This is a genomic window from Pseudomonas sp. yb_9, from assembly GCF_043103635.1.
In the GTDB taxonomy this organism is placed as follows: Bacteria; Pseudomonadota; Gammaproteobacteria; order Pseudomonadales; family Pseudomonadaceae; genus Aquipseudomonas; species Aquipseudomonas monteilii.
In genome coordinates, this window is sequence record NZ_JBICKA010000067.1 from 19,278 (window position 1) to 36,566 (window position 17,289).

The following is a 17,289-nucleotide window of genomic DNA, read 5'->3' on the forward strand; positions in this document are numbered from 1 at the left end:
GCGCGACTCACTCATAACGTAGCGCCTCTGCAGGCTGGGTGCGGGCCGCACGCCAGGCCGGGTACAGGGTGGCGAAGAAACTCAGGACCAGCGCCGCACCGCAGACCATGTACACGTCCTGGGCCTGGATCTGCGAGGGCAGGTAATCGATGAAGTACACGTCGGCGTTGAGGAACTTGTGCCCGATCAGTTTCTCGATGCCAGCGATCGCCGCACTCACGTTCAGCGCGGCAACAATCCCGACCACGGCGCCGATCAGGGTACCGATCACCCCGATTACCGTGCCCTGGACCATGAAGATGAGCATGATCTGTCCGGGCGTGGCGCCCAGTGTGCGCAGGATGGCAATGTCACCACGCTTGTCGTTCACCACCATCACCAGCGTGGAAATGATGTTGAACGCCGCCACCGCCACGATCAGCAGCAACAGCAGGCCGATCATGGCCTTTTCCATGCGGATGGCCTGGTACAGGTTGCCGTGGGTACGGGTCCAGTCGCGGCTGTAGTACTCCTGGTCACCCAGCTGCTGGGCAATGCTCCAGGCCACCCGCGGCGCCTGGAACAGGTCGTCGAATTTCAGGCGCAGGCCCTGTACCTGGTCGGGCTTCCAGCGGTGCAAGCGGGACAGGTCGCTGATGTTGGTCAGGCCCAGATAGCCGTCGATCTCGCCCGCACCCACATGAAAGGTGCCCACCACGGTGAAGCGTTTCATGCGCGGGAACATGCCGGCCGGTGTCACGCTGACTTCCGGGGCGACGAAGGTGAGTTTGTCGCCAATGGCCACACCCAGCTTGGCCGCAGCCTTGTCGCCGATCATGATGCCCCACTCGCCCGGCGCCAGCTGGTCGAGGCGGCCTTGCAAAATGAAGTTGTCGATAATCGACACCTCGCGCTCGCGGGCCGGGTCGATGCCGTTGAGCAGCACCTTCTGCACCTTGCCGTCATGGGTCAGCAGGCCCTGCATCTGGGTGAAGGGCGCTACCGCCACCACCTGCGGATTCTGCTTTACTTGTTGGGCAAGGGCAGGCCAGTCGGTAATGGGCTGGCCGCTCTCCAGCGTGGCATGCGGGACCATGCCGAGCACGCGTGTGCGCATCTCGTGGTCGAAACCGTTCATCACCGACAGCACCACGATCATCACCACCACGCCCAGGGCGAGGCCGATCATCGAGGTCAGGGAAATGAACGAGACGAAGTGATTACGGCGTTTGGCACGGGTATAACGCGTACCGATGAATGCGAAAAGAGGTCTGAACATGTCGGGGCTTGTTCGGATGAAAGGGAACGTCCTTGTGGCGAGGCGCCTACGGCGGCTTTACACTCGGACCACCGCCGCTACCTTGGGTTCGCCATGACGACATTAGACGAAGAAGATCGCCGCGAATACTACCGCATCGAAGATCGGATCGCACTTCAAATAAGCCCCCTCAGCGCGGCCGAAGCCCTCGACCCAGATGTGTTGCAAGATGATTCCCCGCTGTTCAACCTGCTCAGCGAACTGCATCTGTCCGACTTCGAGTCGCAGCACCTGCTGCGCCAGCTGAGTGACAAGGACCGCACCCTCGCTGCCTTTCTGCGGGCGCAGAACAAGCGCCTCGACTTGCTTAGCGCGGTGGTTGCGCAAACCCTGCTTGGCGAAGTCGGCCAGCCGCTGCCGGTGATCATCTCCGAAGGCGGTATCGAATTCGTCCAGGCCACGCAGATTGAACCCGGCACCCGGGTAAAAGTGAAAATGGTGCTGATGCCGCGTGCCCATGGCCTGCTGCTGCGCGGCAAGGTCACCCATTGCGACCCGCGCCCGGAGGGCGGCTTCGAGGTCGGCACCGAGTTTACCGACATGACCGACGCCCAGCGTCAACTGCTGGCCCGCTACATCCTGCAGCGCCAGCAACAACAACGGCGCCAGCAGCTGGAACAGAACGACCCCGCCTCCTGAGCCCATTTCCCCCTGATTTGAAGGAACGAACGTGACCCTGATCTACGGCCATCGCGGCGCCAAGGGCGAAGCACCCGAGAACACCCTGACCAGCTTTCGCCAGTGCCTGTCCCACGGCGTCACCCGCTGCGAGCTGGACCTGCACCTGTCGGCCGACAACGAGCTGATGGTGATCCACGACCCTACCCTCAAGCGCACCACCGGCAAACGCGGCAAGGTGGTCGAGCACCCGGCCGCCGACCTGGTGAAAATCGACGCACGTAAAGGCGGCCCGGGCCATGTGCAGCCCTGCCCTATTCCAAAACTGGAAGAACTGTTCGAGAAGTGCCCGTTCGAGCACTGGCAGCTGGAAGTCAAGAGCGCTTCGCGCACCCGCGCCGCCACCACCGTACTGGCGATCCGCGAACTGGCCCAGCAATACGGCCTGCTGGACAAGGTCACCATCACCTCCAGCTCACGCGAAGTATTGGGCGCAGCCCAGGAACTGGTGCCGGACGTGAAACGCGGGCTGGTAGCCGAATACGCCTGGCTCGACCCGTTGAAGGTGGCGCAGAACTACGGCTGCGAGATGCTGGCCCTGAACTGGACACTGTGCACCCCCGAGCGCCTGCTCAAAGCACAGGGCCAGGGCTTGCACGTGTCGGTGTGGACGGTCAACGAACCGGCACTGATGCGCCGGCTCGCTGACTTTGGCGTGGACAGCCTGATTACAGACTTTCCCGGTTTGGCCAAGACCACCCTCGGGTAGGGTTGAAATCGGTCTCTCCGACCGGCTCAGGCCACCGGTCGGAGCCGCTCAAAAAAGCCGGTTCAGGCCGTCGTAAGCAGCTACCCGGTAGGCTTCGGCCATGGTCGGGTAGTTGAACGTGGTGTTGACGAAGTACTTCAGGTTGTTGTGCTCACCCGGCTGGTTCATGATCGCCTGGCCGATGTGGACAATTTCCGAAGCCTGGTAACCGAAGCAGTGCACACCGAGGATTTCCAGGGTTTCGCGGTGGAACAGGATCTTCAGCATGCCCTGCGGCTCGCCGGCGATCTGCGCACGCGCCATGCCCTTGAAGAAGGCCTTGCCCACTTCGTACGGCACCTTGGCCTGGGTCAGCTCCTGCTCGTTCTTGCCGATCGAGCTGATCTCCGGAATGGTGTAGATGCCGGTCGGCACGTCATTGACGAAGCGCCAGCTGCCATTGTCGACGATGCTGCCAGCCGCCGAACGGCCCTGGTCATGGGCGGCACTGGCCAGGCTTGGCCAGCCGATCACATCGCCTGCACCGTAGATGTTCGGCACGCTGGTGCGGTAGGCCTCGTCGACCTCGATCTGGCCACGGCTGTTAACCTTGATGCCGATGTTCTCCAGGCCCAGCTTGTCGGTGTTGCCGGTACGGCCGTTGCACCACAGCAAGGCGTCGGCCTTGATCTTCTTGCCCGACTTCAGGTGCAGGACCACGCCGTTGTCCAGGCCTTCGACGCGCTCATACTCTTCGTTGTGGCGCACGGTGATGTTGTTGTTGCTGAAGTGGTAGCTCAGCGCCTGGGAAATTTCCGAATCCAGGAAGCTCAGCAGCTGGCCACGGTTGTCCACCAGCTCTACCAGCACGCCCAGGCCACTGAAGATCGAGGCGTATTCGCAACCGATCACGCCGGCGCCGTACACGATCAGCTTGCGCGGGGTGTGGCTGAGGCTGAGGATGGTGTCGCTGTCGTACACACGTGGGTGGTGGAAGTCGATGTCGGCCGGGCGATACGGGCGCGAGCCAGTGGCGATGATGATGTGCTTGGCGTTGAGTTTTTCCACCACGCCGTTCGGGCACACCACTTCGACGGTTTGCTCGTCGGCAAAGCTGCCGGTGCCGAAGAACACGTCAACGCGGTTACGGGCGTAGTAGCCCGTTCGCGATGCCACCTGCTTGGCAATCACCTTCTCGGCGCTTTTCAGCACGTCCGGGAACGAGAACCAGCGCGGCTCACCGATGGCACGGAACATCGGGTTGGTGTTGAACTGCATGATCTGCCGCACCGAGTGACGCAGTGCCTTGGACGGGATGGTACCCAGGTGGGTGCAGTTGCCACCGACCTGACGACGGTCATCGACCATCGCTACCTTGCGCCCTGCTTTGGCGGCGTTCATTGCCGCGCCTTCACCGGCCGGGCCGGAACCCAGCACCACTACGTCGTAGTTGTAGACAGCCATGCGTACTCCTTCAGAACTGGCCCGCAAGCCACGGTCGCTCGCGGGGCGCGATCATGCCGCCGGGGCGTCATGAGAAAATTCGGGTGCAGTCTAATCAAGCGTGAACGCCGCGCACATTAACCCTTGGTCGCGTCGTAGGCCAATTTCGCCCGCACTACATATGGTTTACCCATTCCCTGGCGGCAATCATCCCTGCCTGCGCTTTCAATCGCCTTTCACCGCCCGTTCGAATGCGGGCGTAGCTCGGGAGACGAAGCCACCCTCGGCCCGAGTCACCAATACCGCAGCCAGGCCATACGCCAGGGCAAAATCCCAGCCACGCTCAGGGCCAAGGATCAGCAGCAGCGTCGAATAACCGTCGGCCTGCAGCGCCGACGCGTGCAGCACGGTGACGGCGGCCAGGTCATGTTGCACCGGGCGCCCCAGACGGGCATCGAAGGCGTGCGAATAGCGCCGGCCATTCTGCTCGAAATAGTGCCGATAGTCACCCGAGGTTGATACTGAAAGGCCATTGACCGGGATGATCTGCCGGGCGATCTGGCGGTCTTCACGGGGCAGTTCCAGGGCGATGCGCCAAGGGCTGCCATCGGGTTTGCGGCCGACCGCCTTGAGCTCGCCAGTGGCCTCTGCGACAAAGCGGGTTACCCCCATGGCTTGCAGGCGAGCCGCAATCAGGTCGACGGCATGGCCGGCGGCAATGCTGTTGAAGTCGAGCTGCACCGGGGCATCCTTGCACAGGGCCGGGCCTTTGATGTGCAAGTGCCGATAGCCCACGCGCTGACGAGCCTGGGCCAGGGCTTGCGGGTCCGGCACCTGCTCGTGGCGGGCCTGAGGGCCAAAGCCCCACAGGTCGAGCAGGGGCTCGACGGTGAGGTCGAAGGCGCCATCGCTCTGCTCGGCCAGGTGCTGGCCAAGGTTGACCAGTTCGAGCATGTCGGGCGGCAGGGCCAGGCACTGGTTGGCGGGCAACTGGTTGAACAGGCTGACGACGGAGTCTGCGCGGTAGGTCGAATAGTGCTGGTCGATGTCGCCCAGGATGGTTTCGACCGCTGCTTGCACCTGTTCCGGCGCCGGGCCGCCGGGCTCACGGACGTACTGGATGCTGTAACTGCTGCCCATGGTCGGGCCACCCAGGCGCTCCAGGGTGGGGCCTTGGTTGCAGGCGGTGAGCAGCATGAGGATGAACAGTATGGCTTTGCGCAAAAAATCGGTTCCTGGGTGCTTGGCTTGAATTTTGTGGCGTGGCACACATCGAGCGCCGCCCGCGCGGCGCATCGCGAGCTGCGCTCGCTCCTACGTTTGTTTCTGGCCAGTAACGCCTGCGGCAGGCGCGCGCGACCGCCTCGTTTGTACGACACGATATCGAGCCATGCACCAAGGCGTTCGCGCGCAAATTCCACAGGAATAATTGGCCCGAAACAAACGTAGGAGCGAGCGCAGCTCGCGATGCGCCGCGCGGGCGGCGCTCGATCTAACAGGCGCCACACAACTTTCTCCAGGCAAAAAAAACGGGAACCCGAAGGTTCCCGTTTTTTCATTGCCTTACAAGCGCATTAGCGTGGAAACGCTGGCGGGTTCACACCGGCCATCTCTTCCATCACGCGAACCACCTGGCAGCTGTAACCGAACTCGTTGTCGTACCAGACGTACAGAACAACGCGGTTGTCGTTGGCGATGGTGGCCTCAGCGTCAACCACACCGGCGTGGCGCGAGCCGACGAAGTCGGTCGAAACCACTTCCTGCGAGCTGACGTAGTCGATCTGCTTGTGCAGCTCTGAGTGCATGGCGGTCTGGCGCAGGTACTCGTTGATCTCGTCGCGGCTGGTGGCCTTTTCCAGGTTCAGGTTCAGGATGGCCATCGAAACGTTCGGCGTCGGTACGCGAATGGCGTTGCCGGTCAGCTTGCCCTTCAGCACTGGCAGTGCCTTGGCGGCAGCGGTGGCGGCGCCGGTTTCGGTGATGACCATGTTCAGCGGCGCGGCACGGCCACGACGGCTGCCCTTGTGGAAGTTGTCGATCAGGTTCTGGTCGTTGGTGAACGAGTGAACGGTTTCGACGTGGCCGTTGACGATGCCGTACTGGTCGTTGATGGCCTTGAGCACCGGCACGATGGCGTTGGTGGTGCAGGAAGCTGCCGAGATGATCTTGTCATCGGCGGCGATGTCACCGTGGTTGATGCCGTGCACGATGTTCTTCAGCGCGCCCTTGCCAGGTGCGGTGAGGATCACGCGGGCAGCGCCCGGGCAGGCCAGGTGCTGGCCCAGGCCGTCAGCGTCACGCCATACGCCGGTGTTGTCGACGATCAGCGCGTTGTCGATGCCGTACTGGGTGTAGTCGACTTCGCTCGGGCTCTTGGCGTAGATAACCTGGATCAGGTTGCCGTTGGCGGTGATGGTGTTGTTGGCTTCGTCGATGGTGATAGTGCCATCGAACGGGCCGTGAACCGAGTCACGACGCAACAGGCTGGCACGCTTGACCAGATCGTTTTCGGCGCCTTTGCGCACGACGATGGCACGCAGGCGCAGGCCGTCGCCACCACCGGTCTTCTCGATCAGGATGCGCGCCAGCAGGCGGCCGATGCGGCCAAAGCCGTAGAGGACAACGTCGGTGCCTTTACGGGCCGAAGCGTTCTGCTGGCCAACCACCTCAGCCAGCTCTTCACGGACGAACTGCTCGGCAGTGCGGCCATTGCCTTCCTGCTTGAACTTGTTGGCCAGCTTGCCCAGGTCGACCGAAGCGGCGCCCAGTTTCAGCTCGCTCATGGCCTTGAGCAGTGGGAATGTCTCGTGGACGGACAGTTCGGTTTCGTCGGCTTGACGATGACGCGCAAAGCGGTGCGCCTTGAGGATCGAGATAACCGAACGGTTGATCAGGCTGCGGCCATAAATCGAGCTCACCACGTTGTTGTTGCGGTAGAGCTGACCGATAAGCGGGATCATCGCTTCAGCCAGGGCTTCACGATCAATCCACTCACCAAGACACTGGTCGGGCTTCTGAGTCACGGGAACCTTCCACATGTAGGGACAGAAAAAAGGGGCTACATTATGACGCCCCAACGCAGAACCGGCAATGAGCGCCTGTCGCAGTCACGCAAGCCAGCGTTCATGCCCTTTCAAGCCTGACAGGCGGCACTGGCACCGGTACAATCGGTCTCTTTGCCGCAACGCTTGGAGTGCAATCTCCCGTGTCAGTTCTGCGCCTACCGCAAATGTCGGCCACGGCCGGCAAACAAACCTGGGGCAACCTGCCCGGTGCCGCCCTCAGCCTTGCCATCGCCGAGGCCGCCAGCAGTGCTGGCCGCTTCACCCTGCTGCTGACGGCCGACAGCCAGGCCGCCGACCGTCTGGAACAGGAGCTGCGCTTCTTTGCCCCGGACCTGCCGGTGCTGCCGTTCCCCGATTGGGAAACCCTGCCCTACGACCTGTTCTCGCCACACCAAGACATCATTTCCCAGCGCATCGCCAGCCTGTACCGCCTGCCGGAGCTGAGCCACGGCATCCTCGTGGTGCCGGTCACCACCGCCCTGCACCGCCTGGCACCCACACGCTTTCTGCTGGGCAGCAGCCTGGTGCTGGATGTGGGCCAGACCATCGACGTGGAACAGATGCGTACACGCCTGGAGGCCAGCGGCTATCGCTGCGTCGACACCGTGTACGAGCATGGTGAGTTTGCCGTGCGCGGCGCGCTCATCGACCTGTTCCCGATGGGCAGCAAACTGCCCTACCGTATCGACCTGTTCGATGACGAGATCGAGACGCTGCGCACCTTCGACCCCGAGACCCAGCGCTCGATCGACAAGGTGGATTCGGTGCGCCTGCTACCCGCGCGCGAATTCCCGATGCAGAAAGAGGAAGTGACCCGTTTCAAGGCGCGTTTCCGTGAGCGCTTCGACGTCGACTTCCGCCGCAGCGCCATCTTCCAGGACCTGGCCAGCGGCATCATCCCCGCCGGCATCGAGTACTACCTGCCGCTGTTCTTCGAAGAAACCTCGACCCTGTTCGACTACCTGCCAGCCGACACCCAGGTGTTCTCCCTGCCCGGTGTGGAACAGGCCGCCGAACATTTCTGGAACGACGTGCGCGGGCGTTATGAAGACCGTCGCGGCGACCTGAGCCGGCCACTGCTGCCACCGGCCGAGCTGTTCCTGCCGGTGGAAGACTGCTTCGCCCGGCTCAAGCAATGGCCGCGGGTGGTGGTCAGCAGCGATGACCTCGAACCGGGCGCGGGCCGCGAGCGCTTCCCGGCACGCGCCCTGCCCAACCTGGCCATCGAGGCCAAGGCCAACCAGCCGCTGGCCGAACTGGCCAACTTCCTCGACCAGTTCCCCGGCCGCGTGCTGTTCACCGCCGAATCGGCGGGCCGCCGCGAAGTGTTGCTGGAGCTGCTCGACCGGCTGAAGCTGCGCCCGCATACCGTCGACGGCTGGGACGATTTCATTACCGGCAGCGAGCGCCTGGCAATCACCATTGCCCCGCTGGACGACGGCCTGGTGCTGGACGACCCAGGCCTGGCCCTGGTGGCCGAAAGCCCGCTGTTCGGCCAGCGGGTGATGCAGCGCCGACGCCGCGACAAGCGTGGCGAAACCGCCAACGACGCCGTCATCAAGAACCTCACCGAGCTGCGCGAAGGCGCGCCAGTGGTGCACATTGACCACGGCGTGGGCCGCTACCTGGGCCTGGCCACCCTGGAAATCGACGGCCAGGCCGCCGAGTTCCTTACCCTGGAATACGCCGAGAACGCCAAGCTCTATGTGCCGGTGGCCAACCTGCACCTGATCGCCCGCTACACCGGTAGCGACGACGCGCTGGCGCCGCTGCACCGGCTGGGCTCGGAGGCCTGGCAGAAAGCCAAGCGCAAGGCCGCCGAACAAGTGCGCGACGTGGCCGCCGAGCTGCTCGACATCTATGCCCGCCGCGCTGCGCGCAAGGGTTATGCGTTTGCCGACCCGTCTGCCGACTACGCCACCTTCAGCGCTGGCTTCCCGTTCGAAGAAACCCCGGACCAGCAAGCCGCCATCGAAGCCGTGCGTGCCGACATGCTGGCACCCAAGCCGATGGACCGCCTGGTGTGCGGCGACGTCGGCTTCGGCAAAACCGAAGTGGCCATGCGCGCCGCGTTCATCGCCGTGCACAGCGGCCGCCAGGTGGCCGTGCTGGTGCCCACCACCCTGCTCGCCCAGCAGCACTACAACAGTTTCCGCGACCGCTTCGCCGACTGGCCGGTGACCGTGGAAGTGATGAGCCGCTTCAAATCCGCCAAGGAAGTGGCCGCCGCTGCCGCCGACCTGGCCGAAGGCAAGATCGACATCCTCATCGGCACCCACAAGCTGTTGCAGGACGATGTGCGCTTCAAGGACCTGGGCCTGGCCATCATCGACGAAGAACACCGTTTTGGCGTGCGCCAGAAGGAGCAACTGAAGGCCCTGCGCAGCGAGGTCGACATCCTTACCCTCACCGCGACGCCGATTCCGCGCACGCTGAACATGGCGGTAGCGGGCATGCGCGACCTGTCGATCATCGCCACGCCGCCGGCGCGCCGCCTGTCGGTGCGCACCTTCGTCATGGAACAGAACAAGAGCACGGTCAAGGAAGCGCTGTTGCGTGAACTGCTGCGCGGTGGCCAGGTGTACTACCTGCACAACGATGTGAAAACCATCGAAAAATGCGCCGCCGACCTTGCCGAACTGGTACCCGAGGCGCGCATCGGGATTGGCCACGGGCAAATGCGCGAGCGCGAGCTGGAACAGGTGATGAGTGACTTCTACCACAAGCGCTTCAACGTGCTGGTGGCCTCGACCATCATCGAAACCGGCATCGACGTGCCCAGCGCCAACACCATCGTCATCGAGCGTGCCGACAAGTTCGGCCTGGCCCAGTTGCACCAGTTGCGTGGCCGGGTCGGCCGTAGCCACCACCAGGCCTACGCCTACCTGCTCACGCCCACCCGGCAAAAAGTCAGCGCCGACGCCGAAAAACGCCTGGAGGCCATCGCCAACACCCAGGACCTGGGCGCCGGTTTCGTGCTGGCCACCAACGACCTGGAAATCCGCGGTGCGGGCGAGCTGCTGGGCGAAGGTCAAAGCGGGCAGATCCAGGCGGTGGGCTTCACCCTGTACATGGAGATGCTCGAACGTGCGGTGAAGGCGATTCGCAAAGGCACCCAGCCGAACCTCGAACAGCCACTGGGCGGTGGCCCGGAGATCAACCTGCGCCTGCCGGCGCTGATCCCCGAAGACTACCTGCCCGACGTGCACGCACGGCTGATCCTGTACAAGCGCATTGCCTCGGCGGCCGACGAAGAAGGCCTCAAAGACCTGCAAGTGGAAATGATCGACCGCTTCGGCCTGCTGCCGGAGCCGACCAAAAACCTGATGCGCCTGACCTCGCTCAAGCTGCTTGCGGAAAAGCTCGGCATCAAGAAAGTCGACGCCGGCCCCAATGGCGGCAAGCTCGAGTTCGAGGCCGAAACCCCGGTCGACCCGCTGACCCTGATCAAGCTGATTCAGGGCCAGCCCAAACGCTACAAGTTCGAAGGCGCGACCCAGTTCCGCTTCCTGGTGCCGATGGAGCGCCCCGACGAACGTTTCAACACCCTGGAGGCGCTGTTCGAGCGCCTGACCCCACAGCCTGCCTAAGGAAGATCCATGCGTGCCATCCGTAGCCTGACCCTGCTGCTGGCGCTGTTTGCGCCAGCCGCCTTCGCCGAAGGCCTGTATCAGGTTGAAATGATCCTGGTGCGGCAAAACGCCGTGCCCGCCTTCACCAGCCCGTTCGCCCCGGAAAACTGGAGCGCCGGCGCCCCACGCCTGGAAAAGGACGCCGAGCGCCGCCTGGCGCTGGAAGACGAAGCCACCCGCCTGGAAGCCACTGCCGACTACACCGTGTTAATGCATAAGGCCTGGCAGCAACAGGTGGGCAGCGAGCCAAGCCGCATTGCCCTGGGCGAAGGCGCCGAGCAGTTCGGCCACTTCCCCATCGAAGGCAACCTCAGCATCGCTGAAGGCCGCTTCATCACGGTCGATGCCAATTTCTGGGTCAACCAGCTGGACGGCAACGGCAGCGTGCTGCAAAGCGAGCAGTTCAAACAAAGCAACAGCAACGTCAAGGGCGGCCAGCTGACCTTCCTCGACGGCGGCCACCTGGCCGTGCTGCTGAAGGTGACGCCGCCGGGCACGCCGAAAATGCCGGTGATGGACCCGGAAATGATGGAGCAGTGATGTGAGCGAGAGCGATGCGCAGTTCTTTGTGCGGGAGCACGACGGCTGGACGTTTGCGTTTGACCGCAAGTCTCTGCAACGCGGCCTGGATTATGCCGAGGAAGGCAGAAGCGAAATCGTATCGATCCTCGACATGACGATTCGCGCCCAGTGCGCAGGCTCCGCAGGCCGGACCTACTACCAGCGCATCACGCTGAACATGACCGAAGATGGCCTGGAGTGTGAGGGCACTTGCTCTTGCCCGGTAGGAGAAAATTGCAAGCATTGCGCAGCTGCGCTCTATTTGCTGGAGCGGGGGCCGGATTACGCCGAAGGCAGCCATGATGCCCCTCACCCACCTGTTGACGCCTCCCGGCACTCTCTGGACCTCCCACCTGAACTCGCCCATTGGGTCGAAGCTCTGGAAGCGCCAACAAAGCCTGCCGAGCCTGCCAAGCGCAAAGGCCCGTCGCTCTACTACAAGGTCGTTAATGAGCGCGGCCTTTGCACGCTCAGCGTAGCCAAAGGCACCCGCGAAGCCGATGGCCAGCTGAAACTCGCCCGTGCCAGCTCGCTGCCTGAGATGCTCTACTACACGCCACGTTACGTCACGGATGAGGACCTGCGCATCCTCAGGCTGATTGACGCCCTTGGCAAAAACACCAACATGCCCATCGCAAGACTGGAAGGAAAGCAAGGCGCAGAGCTGTACGAGTTCGCATTGGCCAGTGGCCGTCTGATCTATGGCGAGCAATTGTTGCCACTCGCCCCCGGGCCGACACTGCCGGCCGAGTTTCGCTGGATGAGGCTTGAGAACGGCAGCTATCGTGGTGCGTGGCACCATGATGAGCGGTTGCATGACATGGCACTGCCGCTCGACCCGCTCTATTACATCGACACCCAGACGGGCATGACTGGCAAGCTTGCGCATGATCTTGACCCGTTCATTGCCAGCCAACTGGCAAGCGCACCTACGGTGCCCGAACACTTGATCATCCCCCTGAGCCACCGGTTGAATGCGCTGAATCGCCAGGTGCCAACGCCTACAAGCGTACGCAGTGAAGAGATCGACAGTGTTCAACCCAGGCCGCACCTGACGCTGGGCAGCCTCGAATTCAGCGCCTACATGCCCAAGACCGGCCGTATGCAGCGGCAGATGCAGCATCGGGCCGCACTGGCGTTCGACTACGACGGTTTACGCGCCAGCGGCAGCGACGAAAAACCGCTGACCCGCCTGGTCGACAACACCAGCCAGCGCATCCGCCGCCAGCCGCAGGCCGAGCAGGCGCTGCGCAAGGTGCTGCGCGACCTGGGCTTCAAGGCCGCCACCCGGCAAAGCAAGGCCCTGCCTGACAGCGCCGGCGAAATGTTCCAGCTGCCAGACGACGAAGCCTGGCTGCGCTTTGCCCGCGAAGGCCTGCCACGCCTGCGCGAGGCCGGGTGGGACATCGACATCCACCGCGATTTCGCCTTCAACCTGCAAGAGGTGGACGACTGGTACGCCACCATCGACGAAGCCCCCGGCCATGAATGGTTCGACCTGGAGCTGGGTATCGTGGTCGATGGCCAGCGCCACAGCCTGCTGCCGATCGTGCTGCAACTGCTGCGCAGCAACCCGGAATTGCTGCGCCCCAGCGAACTGGCCCGGCGCAGCGACGACGAGCACCTGCTGATCGACCTCAACCGCGGCCGCCTCGATGCCTCGGCCCTGCGCGTTGCCCTGCCCTACGGCCGCCTCAAGGCAGTAATGGGCACCCTGGGCGAGCTGTACCTGCACGAAGACGTAGCCGGCCCGTCCCTGCGCCTGGACCGCGCCGATGCTGCACGCCTGAACGATATCGAAGGCCTGCCCCTGCACTGGGAAGGTGGTGCACATGTGCGGGATCTGGGCCGCCGCCTGCGCGACGCCCGCGACTTGCAGGTAGCCCCGCCGACAGGGCTGCAGGCCAGCCTGCGCCCCTACCAGCAACAGGGCCTTAACTGGCTGCAGGCACTACACGAAATGGGCACCGGCGGCATCCTGGGCGACGACATGGGCCTGGGCAAGACCCTGCAGGCCCTGGCGCACCTGCTGCTGGAAAAGCAGGCCGGGCGCCTGACCGCTCCCGCCCTGGCAGTGATGCCGACCAGCCTGGTGCCCAACTGGCTGGACGAAGCCCAGCGTTTCGCCCCCGACCTGCGCGTGCTGGCCCTGCAAGGCCCGGGGCGCAGCAAGCATTTCGCCACGCTGCACGACTACGACCTGGTGCTGACCACCTATGCCCTGGTGCCACGCGACCTCGAACACCTGCGCAGCCAACCCTGGCATGTACTGGTGCTGGACGAGGCGCAAAACATCAAGAGCAGCACCAGCAAGGCCGCACTCGCCGTCTGCGAGCTGCAGGCCAACCAGCGCCTGTGCCTGACCGGCACGCCGATGGAAAACAACCTAGGCGAGCTGTGGTCGATCTTCCACTTCCTGATGCCCGGCTGGCTGGGTGACCTGAAGCGCTTCAACCAGGACTACCGCACCCCCATCGAACGCCACGGCGACAGCGAGCGGCTGGCTCACCTGGTGACACGCATTCGCCCGTTCCTGTTGCGCCGCACCAAGGAACAGGTGGCCACCGAGCTGCCAGCCAAGACCGAGATGGTGCACTGGGTGGAGCTGAGCGACGCCCAGCGCGACACCTACGAGGCCGTGCGCGTGGCGATGGACAAGAAAGTGCGTGACGAAATCGCCCGCAATGGCGCCGCCCGCAGCCAGATCGTCATTCTCGACGCCCTGCTCAAGCTGCGCCAGGTGTGCTGCGACCTGCGCCTGGTCAAGGGTGTGGAAAGCAAGGGTAACCAGGCCGACAAGGGCAAGCTGGGTGCGCTGCTGGAAATGCTCGAAGAACTGCTCAGCGAAGGGCGCCGGGTACTGTTGTTCTCGCAGTTCACCTCGATGCTGGCATTGATCGAGCAGGAGCTGGAAAAGCGCAAGATCCGCTACAGCCTGCTGACCGGTGACACCCGCGACCGTCGCACGCCGGTGCAGCAATTCCAGCAAGGTGAAAGCGACGTGTTTCTGATCAGCCTCAAGGCGGGTGGTGTGGGGCTGAACCTGACGGCTGCGGACACGGTGATCCACTTCGACCCCTGGTGGAACCCGGCGAGTGAAAACCAGGCCACCGACCGCGCCTACCGCATTGGCCAGGACAAGCCGGTATTCGTGTTCAAGCTGATTACGCGGGGGACGGTGGAGGAGAAGATTCAGCTGTTGCAGCAGGAAAAGGCGGCGCTGGCGGCAAGCCTGCTGGATGGCGGGCAGGCCGGACAATGGCGCATGGGGGATGAGGAAATCGAGGCGCTGTTTGCGCCATTGCCAGGCAAGCGCGGGCGCTAAACCTTTCATCTTCTGTTGCCTGTACTGGCCTCTTCGCGGGCTCGCCCGCTCCCACAGGATTATCAATGCCCTCAAGGGCGATGCTGTACCTGTGGGAGCGGGCATGCCCGCGAAGAAGCCAACACGGTCAATCGATCAACTGAGCTTCCTTCAGCGCCCCCAACGCCTCCAGCCAGCGCGGCTGCTGCCGGTAGTCGGTCCGCGCAAACCCTTGCCCACGCATCCGCGCAATTCGCGGCGAGGGCTTCACCTTCATCCGTTGCGCCGCACTCAGCGCCAGCTCCGCCGCCGCCCGGTCGTTACACACCAGGCCCATGTCACAGCCGGCACTCAGCGCCGCTTCGATACGGCTGGCCGCATCACCCACCACATGCGCCCCGGCCATCGACAGGTCATCACTGAAGATCACCCCGTCAAAGCCCAGCTCGCCACGCAGGATGTCCTGCAGCCAGCGCCGCGAGAAGCCGGCCGGCTGGTTGTCGACCTGCGGGTAGATGACATGCGCCGGCATCACCGCTGCCAGTTGCCCGCTCAGGCGGGTGAACGGCACCAGGTCGGCCTGGCGCAGCTGCTCCAGGCTGCGCTCATCGGTAGGGATGGCCACATGCGAGTCGGCCTCGGCCCAGCCATGCCCCGGGAAATGCTTGCCACAGGCGGCCATGCCCGCCGCATTCATACCGCGAATGAAGGCCCCGGCCAGTTGCGTGGCACGCAGCGGGTGACCCTCGAAGGCGCGGCTGCCAACCACGGCGCTACGCTGGTGGTCCAGGTCGAGCACCGGGGCAAAGCTCAGGTCCAGGCCAACCGCCAGCACCTCGGTCGCCATCAGCCAGCCGCATTGCTCGGCCAGGTACTCGGCATTGTCATTGTCGGCCAGCGCACGCATGGCCGGCAGGCGCACAAAGCCCTGACGCAGGCGCTGCACACGGCCACCTTCCTGGTCTACCGCCAGGATCAGGTCGGGACGAATGGCGCGGATCGACGCACACAGCTCACGCACCTGGCGCGGGCTATCGATGTTGCGGGCAAAGATGATCAGGCCAGCCACTTCGGGCTGGCGCAGCAAGTGACGGTCTTCGGCGGTCAGCCATTTACCGGCGATATCCACCATCAGGGAGCCTTGCAGGCTGACGGTCATGGGTAATCCTTCATTGAAGACTGAGAGAAGCCCACTGGGGGCAGGCGGCTTGTTCGATGCGCACCGGGCAATGGACCGGCACCCGCTCGAACAGGCTTAGCAAGTCGGTGTTACGCAGGCGTATGCAGCCATGGGACAACGCTACGCCCATGGGTTCCGTATCCGCAGTGCCGTGCAGGTAGATATAGCGGCGGAACGTGTCGACTGCACCCAGGCGGTTGACACCAGGTTCGCAGCCGCTGAGCCAGAGGATGCGGGTGAGGATCCAGTCGCGCTCCGGGTTTTGCGCGTGCAGTTCCGGCGACCACACCTCACCCGTCCAGCGCCGCCCGGCCAGTACCGCGTTCAGCGGCAGGCCTGCGCCAATCTTTGCCCGCACCTGATGCAGGCCGCGCGGCGTGCACCCCGAACCGTTACGCTCGCCGGCGCCGTTACGCGCCGTGGACACGGGCACGCGCACGCGCAACTGGCCACGGGCAAAACCGTACAGGCATTGGTCGGCAAGGGAAATGTGCAACAGATTGAGGTCGGGCATGGGCGCTAGCTTAGCCGAAGCGCCCTGCCCCGCCCAGCCTTCAGGCTTTGGCGGTGGTAGCGCTGGTCTTGGTACGCGGGCGCAACTGGGCGCTGGCCATGGCGTCATCGGTGACACCGCTGTCGGCACGCATGCCGGCCGCCAGGAACGGCACCATCAGGCGCATCACCTGTTCGATCGAGGTATTGATGCCGAAGTCGGTCTCGGCGATCGCCCGCAGGGCCTTGATACCGGACATGCTGAAGGCCGCAGCACCGAGCATGAAGTGCACACGCCAGAATAGCTCCAGCGGTGGAATGCGTGGCGCGGCCTCGTTGACCAGCAGCATGTAGCGGCGGAATACCTTGCCATACATGTCTTCCAGATAGCGCCGCAGGTGGCCCTGACTCTGGCTGAAAGCCAGGCCCAGCAAGCGCATGAAGATCGACAGGTCATTGTTGCTGCGAGGCTGCACCGCCAGCGCCTGCTCCACCAGCATTTCCAGCAGCTCTTCAAGGCTGGGCTTTTGTTCCGGCCTGGCCTGACGCCGCTCCAGCTCACGCTCCAGGCTGGCGCAAAACGGGCCGAGGAAGCGCGAGAACACCGCCTGGATCAGCGCCTTCTTGGAGCCGAAATGATAGTTGACGGCCGCCAGGTTGACCCCGGCCTTGCTGGTAATCAGCCGCAACGAGGTTTCGGCGAACCCCCTTTCCGCGAACAACTGCTCGGCAGCATCGAGAATGCGTTCAACGGTTTCCGATTGGGCCATGACTACTCCGGGTACTCCGCCAGACAAACAGGTGTTTGAAACATACGTTTCAGCCCTGCTTCTGTCAAGGCTCGGTGACCGGGCGGTCGCCATTTAAAAGCGCCAGACGGCCGGCTGCAAGCGCCACCTCTGCTGTTTATTGCGCCTTTTGGCTTGCAGCGCATCCAGTACTGTATATA

At 63.7% G+C, this 17,289-nt stretch carries 12 protein-coding genes; 5 read left to right on the top strand and 7 right to left on the bottom strand.

Going from position 1 to position 17,289, the window contains the following annotated elements:
- Positions 1-7: 7 nt before the first annotated feature.
- Positions 8-1,258, bottom strand: coding sequence for a lipoprotein-releasing ABC transporter permease subunit (locus ACF8MI_RS18410; protein WP_060500413.1), 1,251 nt, complete (start codon positions 1,256-1,258; stop codon positions 8-10).
- Positions 1,259-1,351: 93 nt separating this feature from the next.
- Here ACF8MI_RS18410 and ACF8MI_RS18415 point away from each other — a divergent pair, with 93 nt between their 5' ends.
- Both ACF8MI_RS18415 and ACF8MI_RS18420 read left to right on the top strand, forming a co-directional pair.
- Positions 1,352-1,936 (top strand): PilZ domain-containing protein, encoded by a 585-nt coding sequence (locus ACF8MI_RS18415; RefSeq protein ID WP_200929225.1) that lies wholly within the window; start codon positions 1,352-1,354, stop codon positions 1,934-1,936.
- 31 nt (positions 1,937-1,967) lie between these two features.
- Positions 1,968-2,684, top strand: coding sequence for a glycerophosphodiester phosphodiesterase (locus tag ACF8MI_RS18420; protein ID WP_019096214.1), 717 nt, complete (start codon positions 1,968-1,970; stop codon positions 2,682-2,684).
- A gap of 48 nt (positions 2,685-2,732) precedes the next feature.
- Here ACF8MI_RS18420 and sthA read toward each other — a convergent pair whose 3' ends face one another.
- The 3 genes from sthA to ACF8MI_RS18435 form a co-directional block, all read right to left on the bottom strand.
- A complete protein-coding gene (sthA, locus tag ACF8MI_RS18425; protein WP_060500409.1) occupies positions 2,733-4,127 on the bottom strand; it encodes a Si-specific NAD(P)(+) transhydrogenase in 1,395 nt (464 codons plus the stop codon).
- Positions 4,128-4,331: 204 nt separating this feature from the next.
- Positions 4,332-5,330 (bottom strand): FAD:protein FMN transferase, encoded by a 999-nt coding sequence (locus ACF8MI_RS18430; RefSeq protein ID WP_060500573.1) that lies wholly within the window; start codon positions 5,328-5,330, stop codon positions 4,332-4,334.
- 350 nt (positions 5,331-5,680) lie between these two features.
- Positions 5,681-7,144: a glyceraldehyde-3-phosphate dehydrogenase gene (locus ACF8MI_RS18435; protein WP_060498880.1), complete on the bottom strand. Its 1,464-nt coding sequence runs from the start codon at positions 7,142-7,144 to the stop codon at positions 5,681-5,683.
- Between the two features lie 167 nt (positions 7,145-7,311).
- Between ACF8MI_RS18435 and mfd the strand changes: the two genes are divergently transcribed.
- From mfd to ACF8MI_RS18450, 3 genes are read left to right on the top strand one after another with little or no spacing between them, the layout of a single operon-like run.
- Positions 7,312-10,761 (top strand): transcription-repair coupling factor, encoded by a 3,450-nt coding sequence (gene mfd / locus ACF8MI_RS18440; RefSeq protein WP_104835241.1) that lies wholly within the window; start codon positions 7,312-7,314, stop codon positions 10,759-10,761.
- Positions 10,762-10,770: 9 nt separating this feature from the next.
- Positions 10,771-11,343 carry a CsiV family protein gene (locus ACF8MI_RS18445; protein ID WP_060498878.1) on the top strand — a complete coding sequence of 191 codons (573 nt, stop codon included), beginning with the start codon at positions 10,771-10,773 and terminating at the stop codon, positions 11,341-11,343.
- 1 nt (position 11,344) lies between these two features.
- Positions 11,345-14,689 carry a DEAD/DEAH box helicase gene (locus ACF8MI_RS18450; protein WP_200929224.1) on the top strand — a complete coding sequence of 1,115 codons (3,345 nt, stop codon included), beginning with the start codon at positions 11,345-11,347 and terminating at the stop codon, positions 14,687-14,689.
- Positions 14,690-14,816: 127 nt separating this feature from the next.
- Here ACF8MI_RS18450 and nagZ read toward each other — a convergent pair whose 3' ends face one another.
- Genes nagZ through ACF8MI_RS18465 form a run of 3 tightly spaced genes read right to left on the bottom strand, consistent with a single transcriptional unit; the run spans position 14,817 to position 17,110 of the window.
- A complete protein-coding gene (nagZ, locus tag ACF8MI_RS18455) occupies positions 14,817-15,815 on the bottom strand; it encodes a beta-N-acetylhexosaminidase (RefSeq protein ID WP_177337101.1) in 999 nt (332 codons plus the stop codon).
- A gap of 22 nt (positions 15,816-15,837) precedes the next feature.
- A complete protein-coding gene (locus ACF8MI_RS18460; RefSeq protein WP_060498876.1) occupies positions 15,838-16,362 on the bottom strand; it encodes a L,D-transpeptidase in 525 nt (174 codons plus the stop codon).
- Between the two features lie 40 nt (positions 16,363-16,402).
- Positions 16,403-17,110, bottom strand: coding sequence for a TetR/AcrR family transcriptional regulator (locus tag ACF8MI_RS18465; RefSeq protein WP_060498875.1), 708 nt, complete (start codon positions 17,108-17,110; stop codon positions 16,403-16,405).
- Between the last annotated feature and the right edge of the window lie 179 nt (positions 17,111-17,289).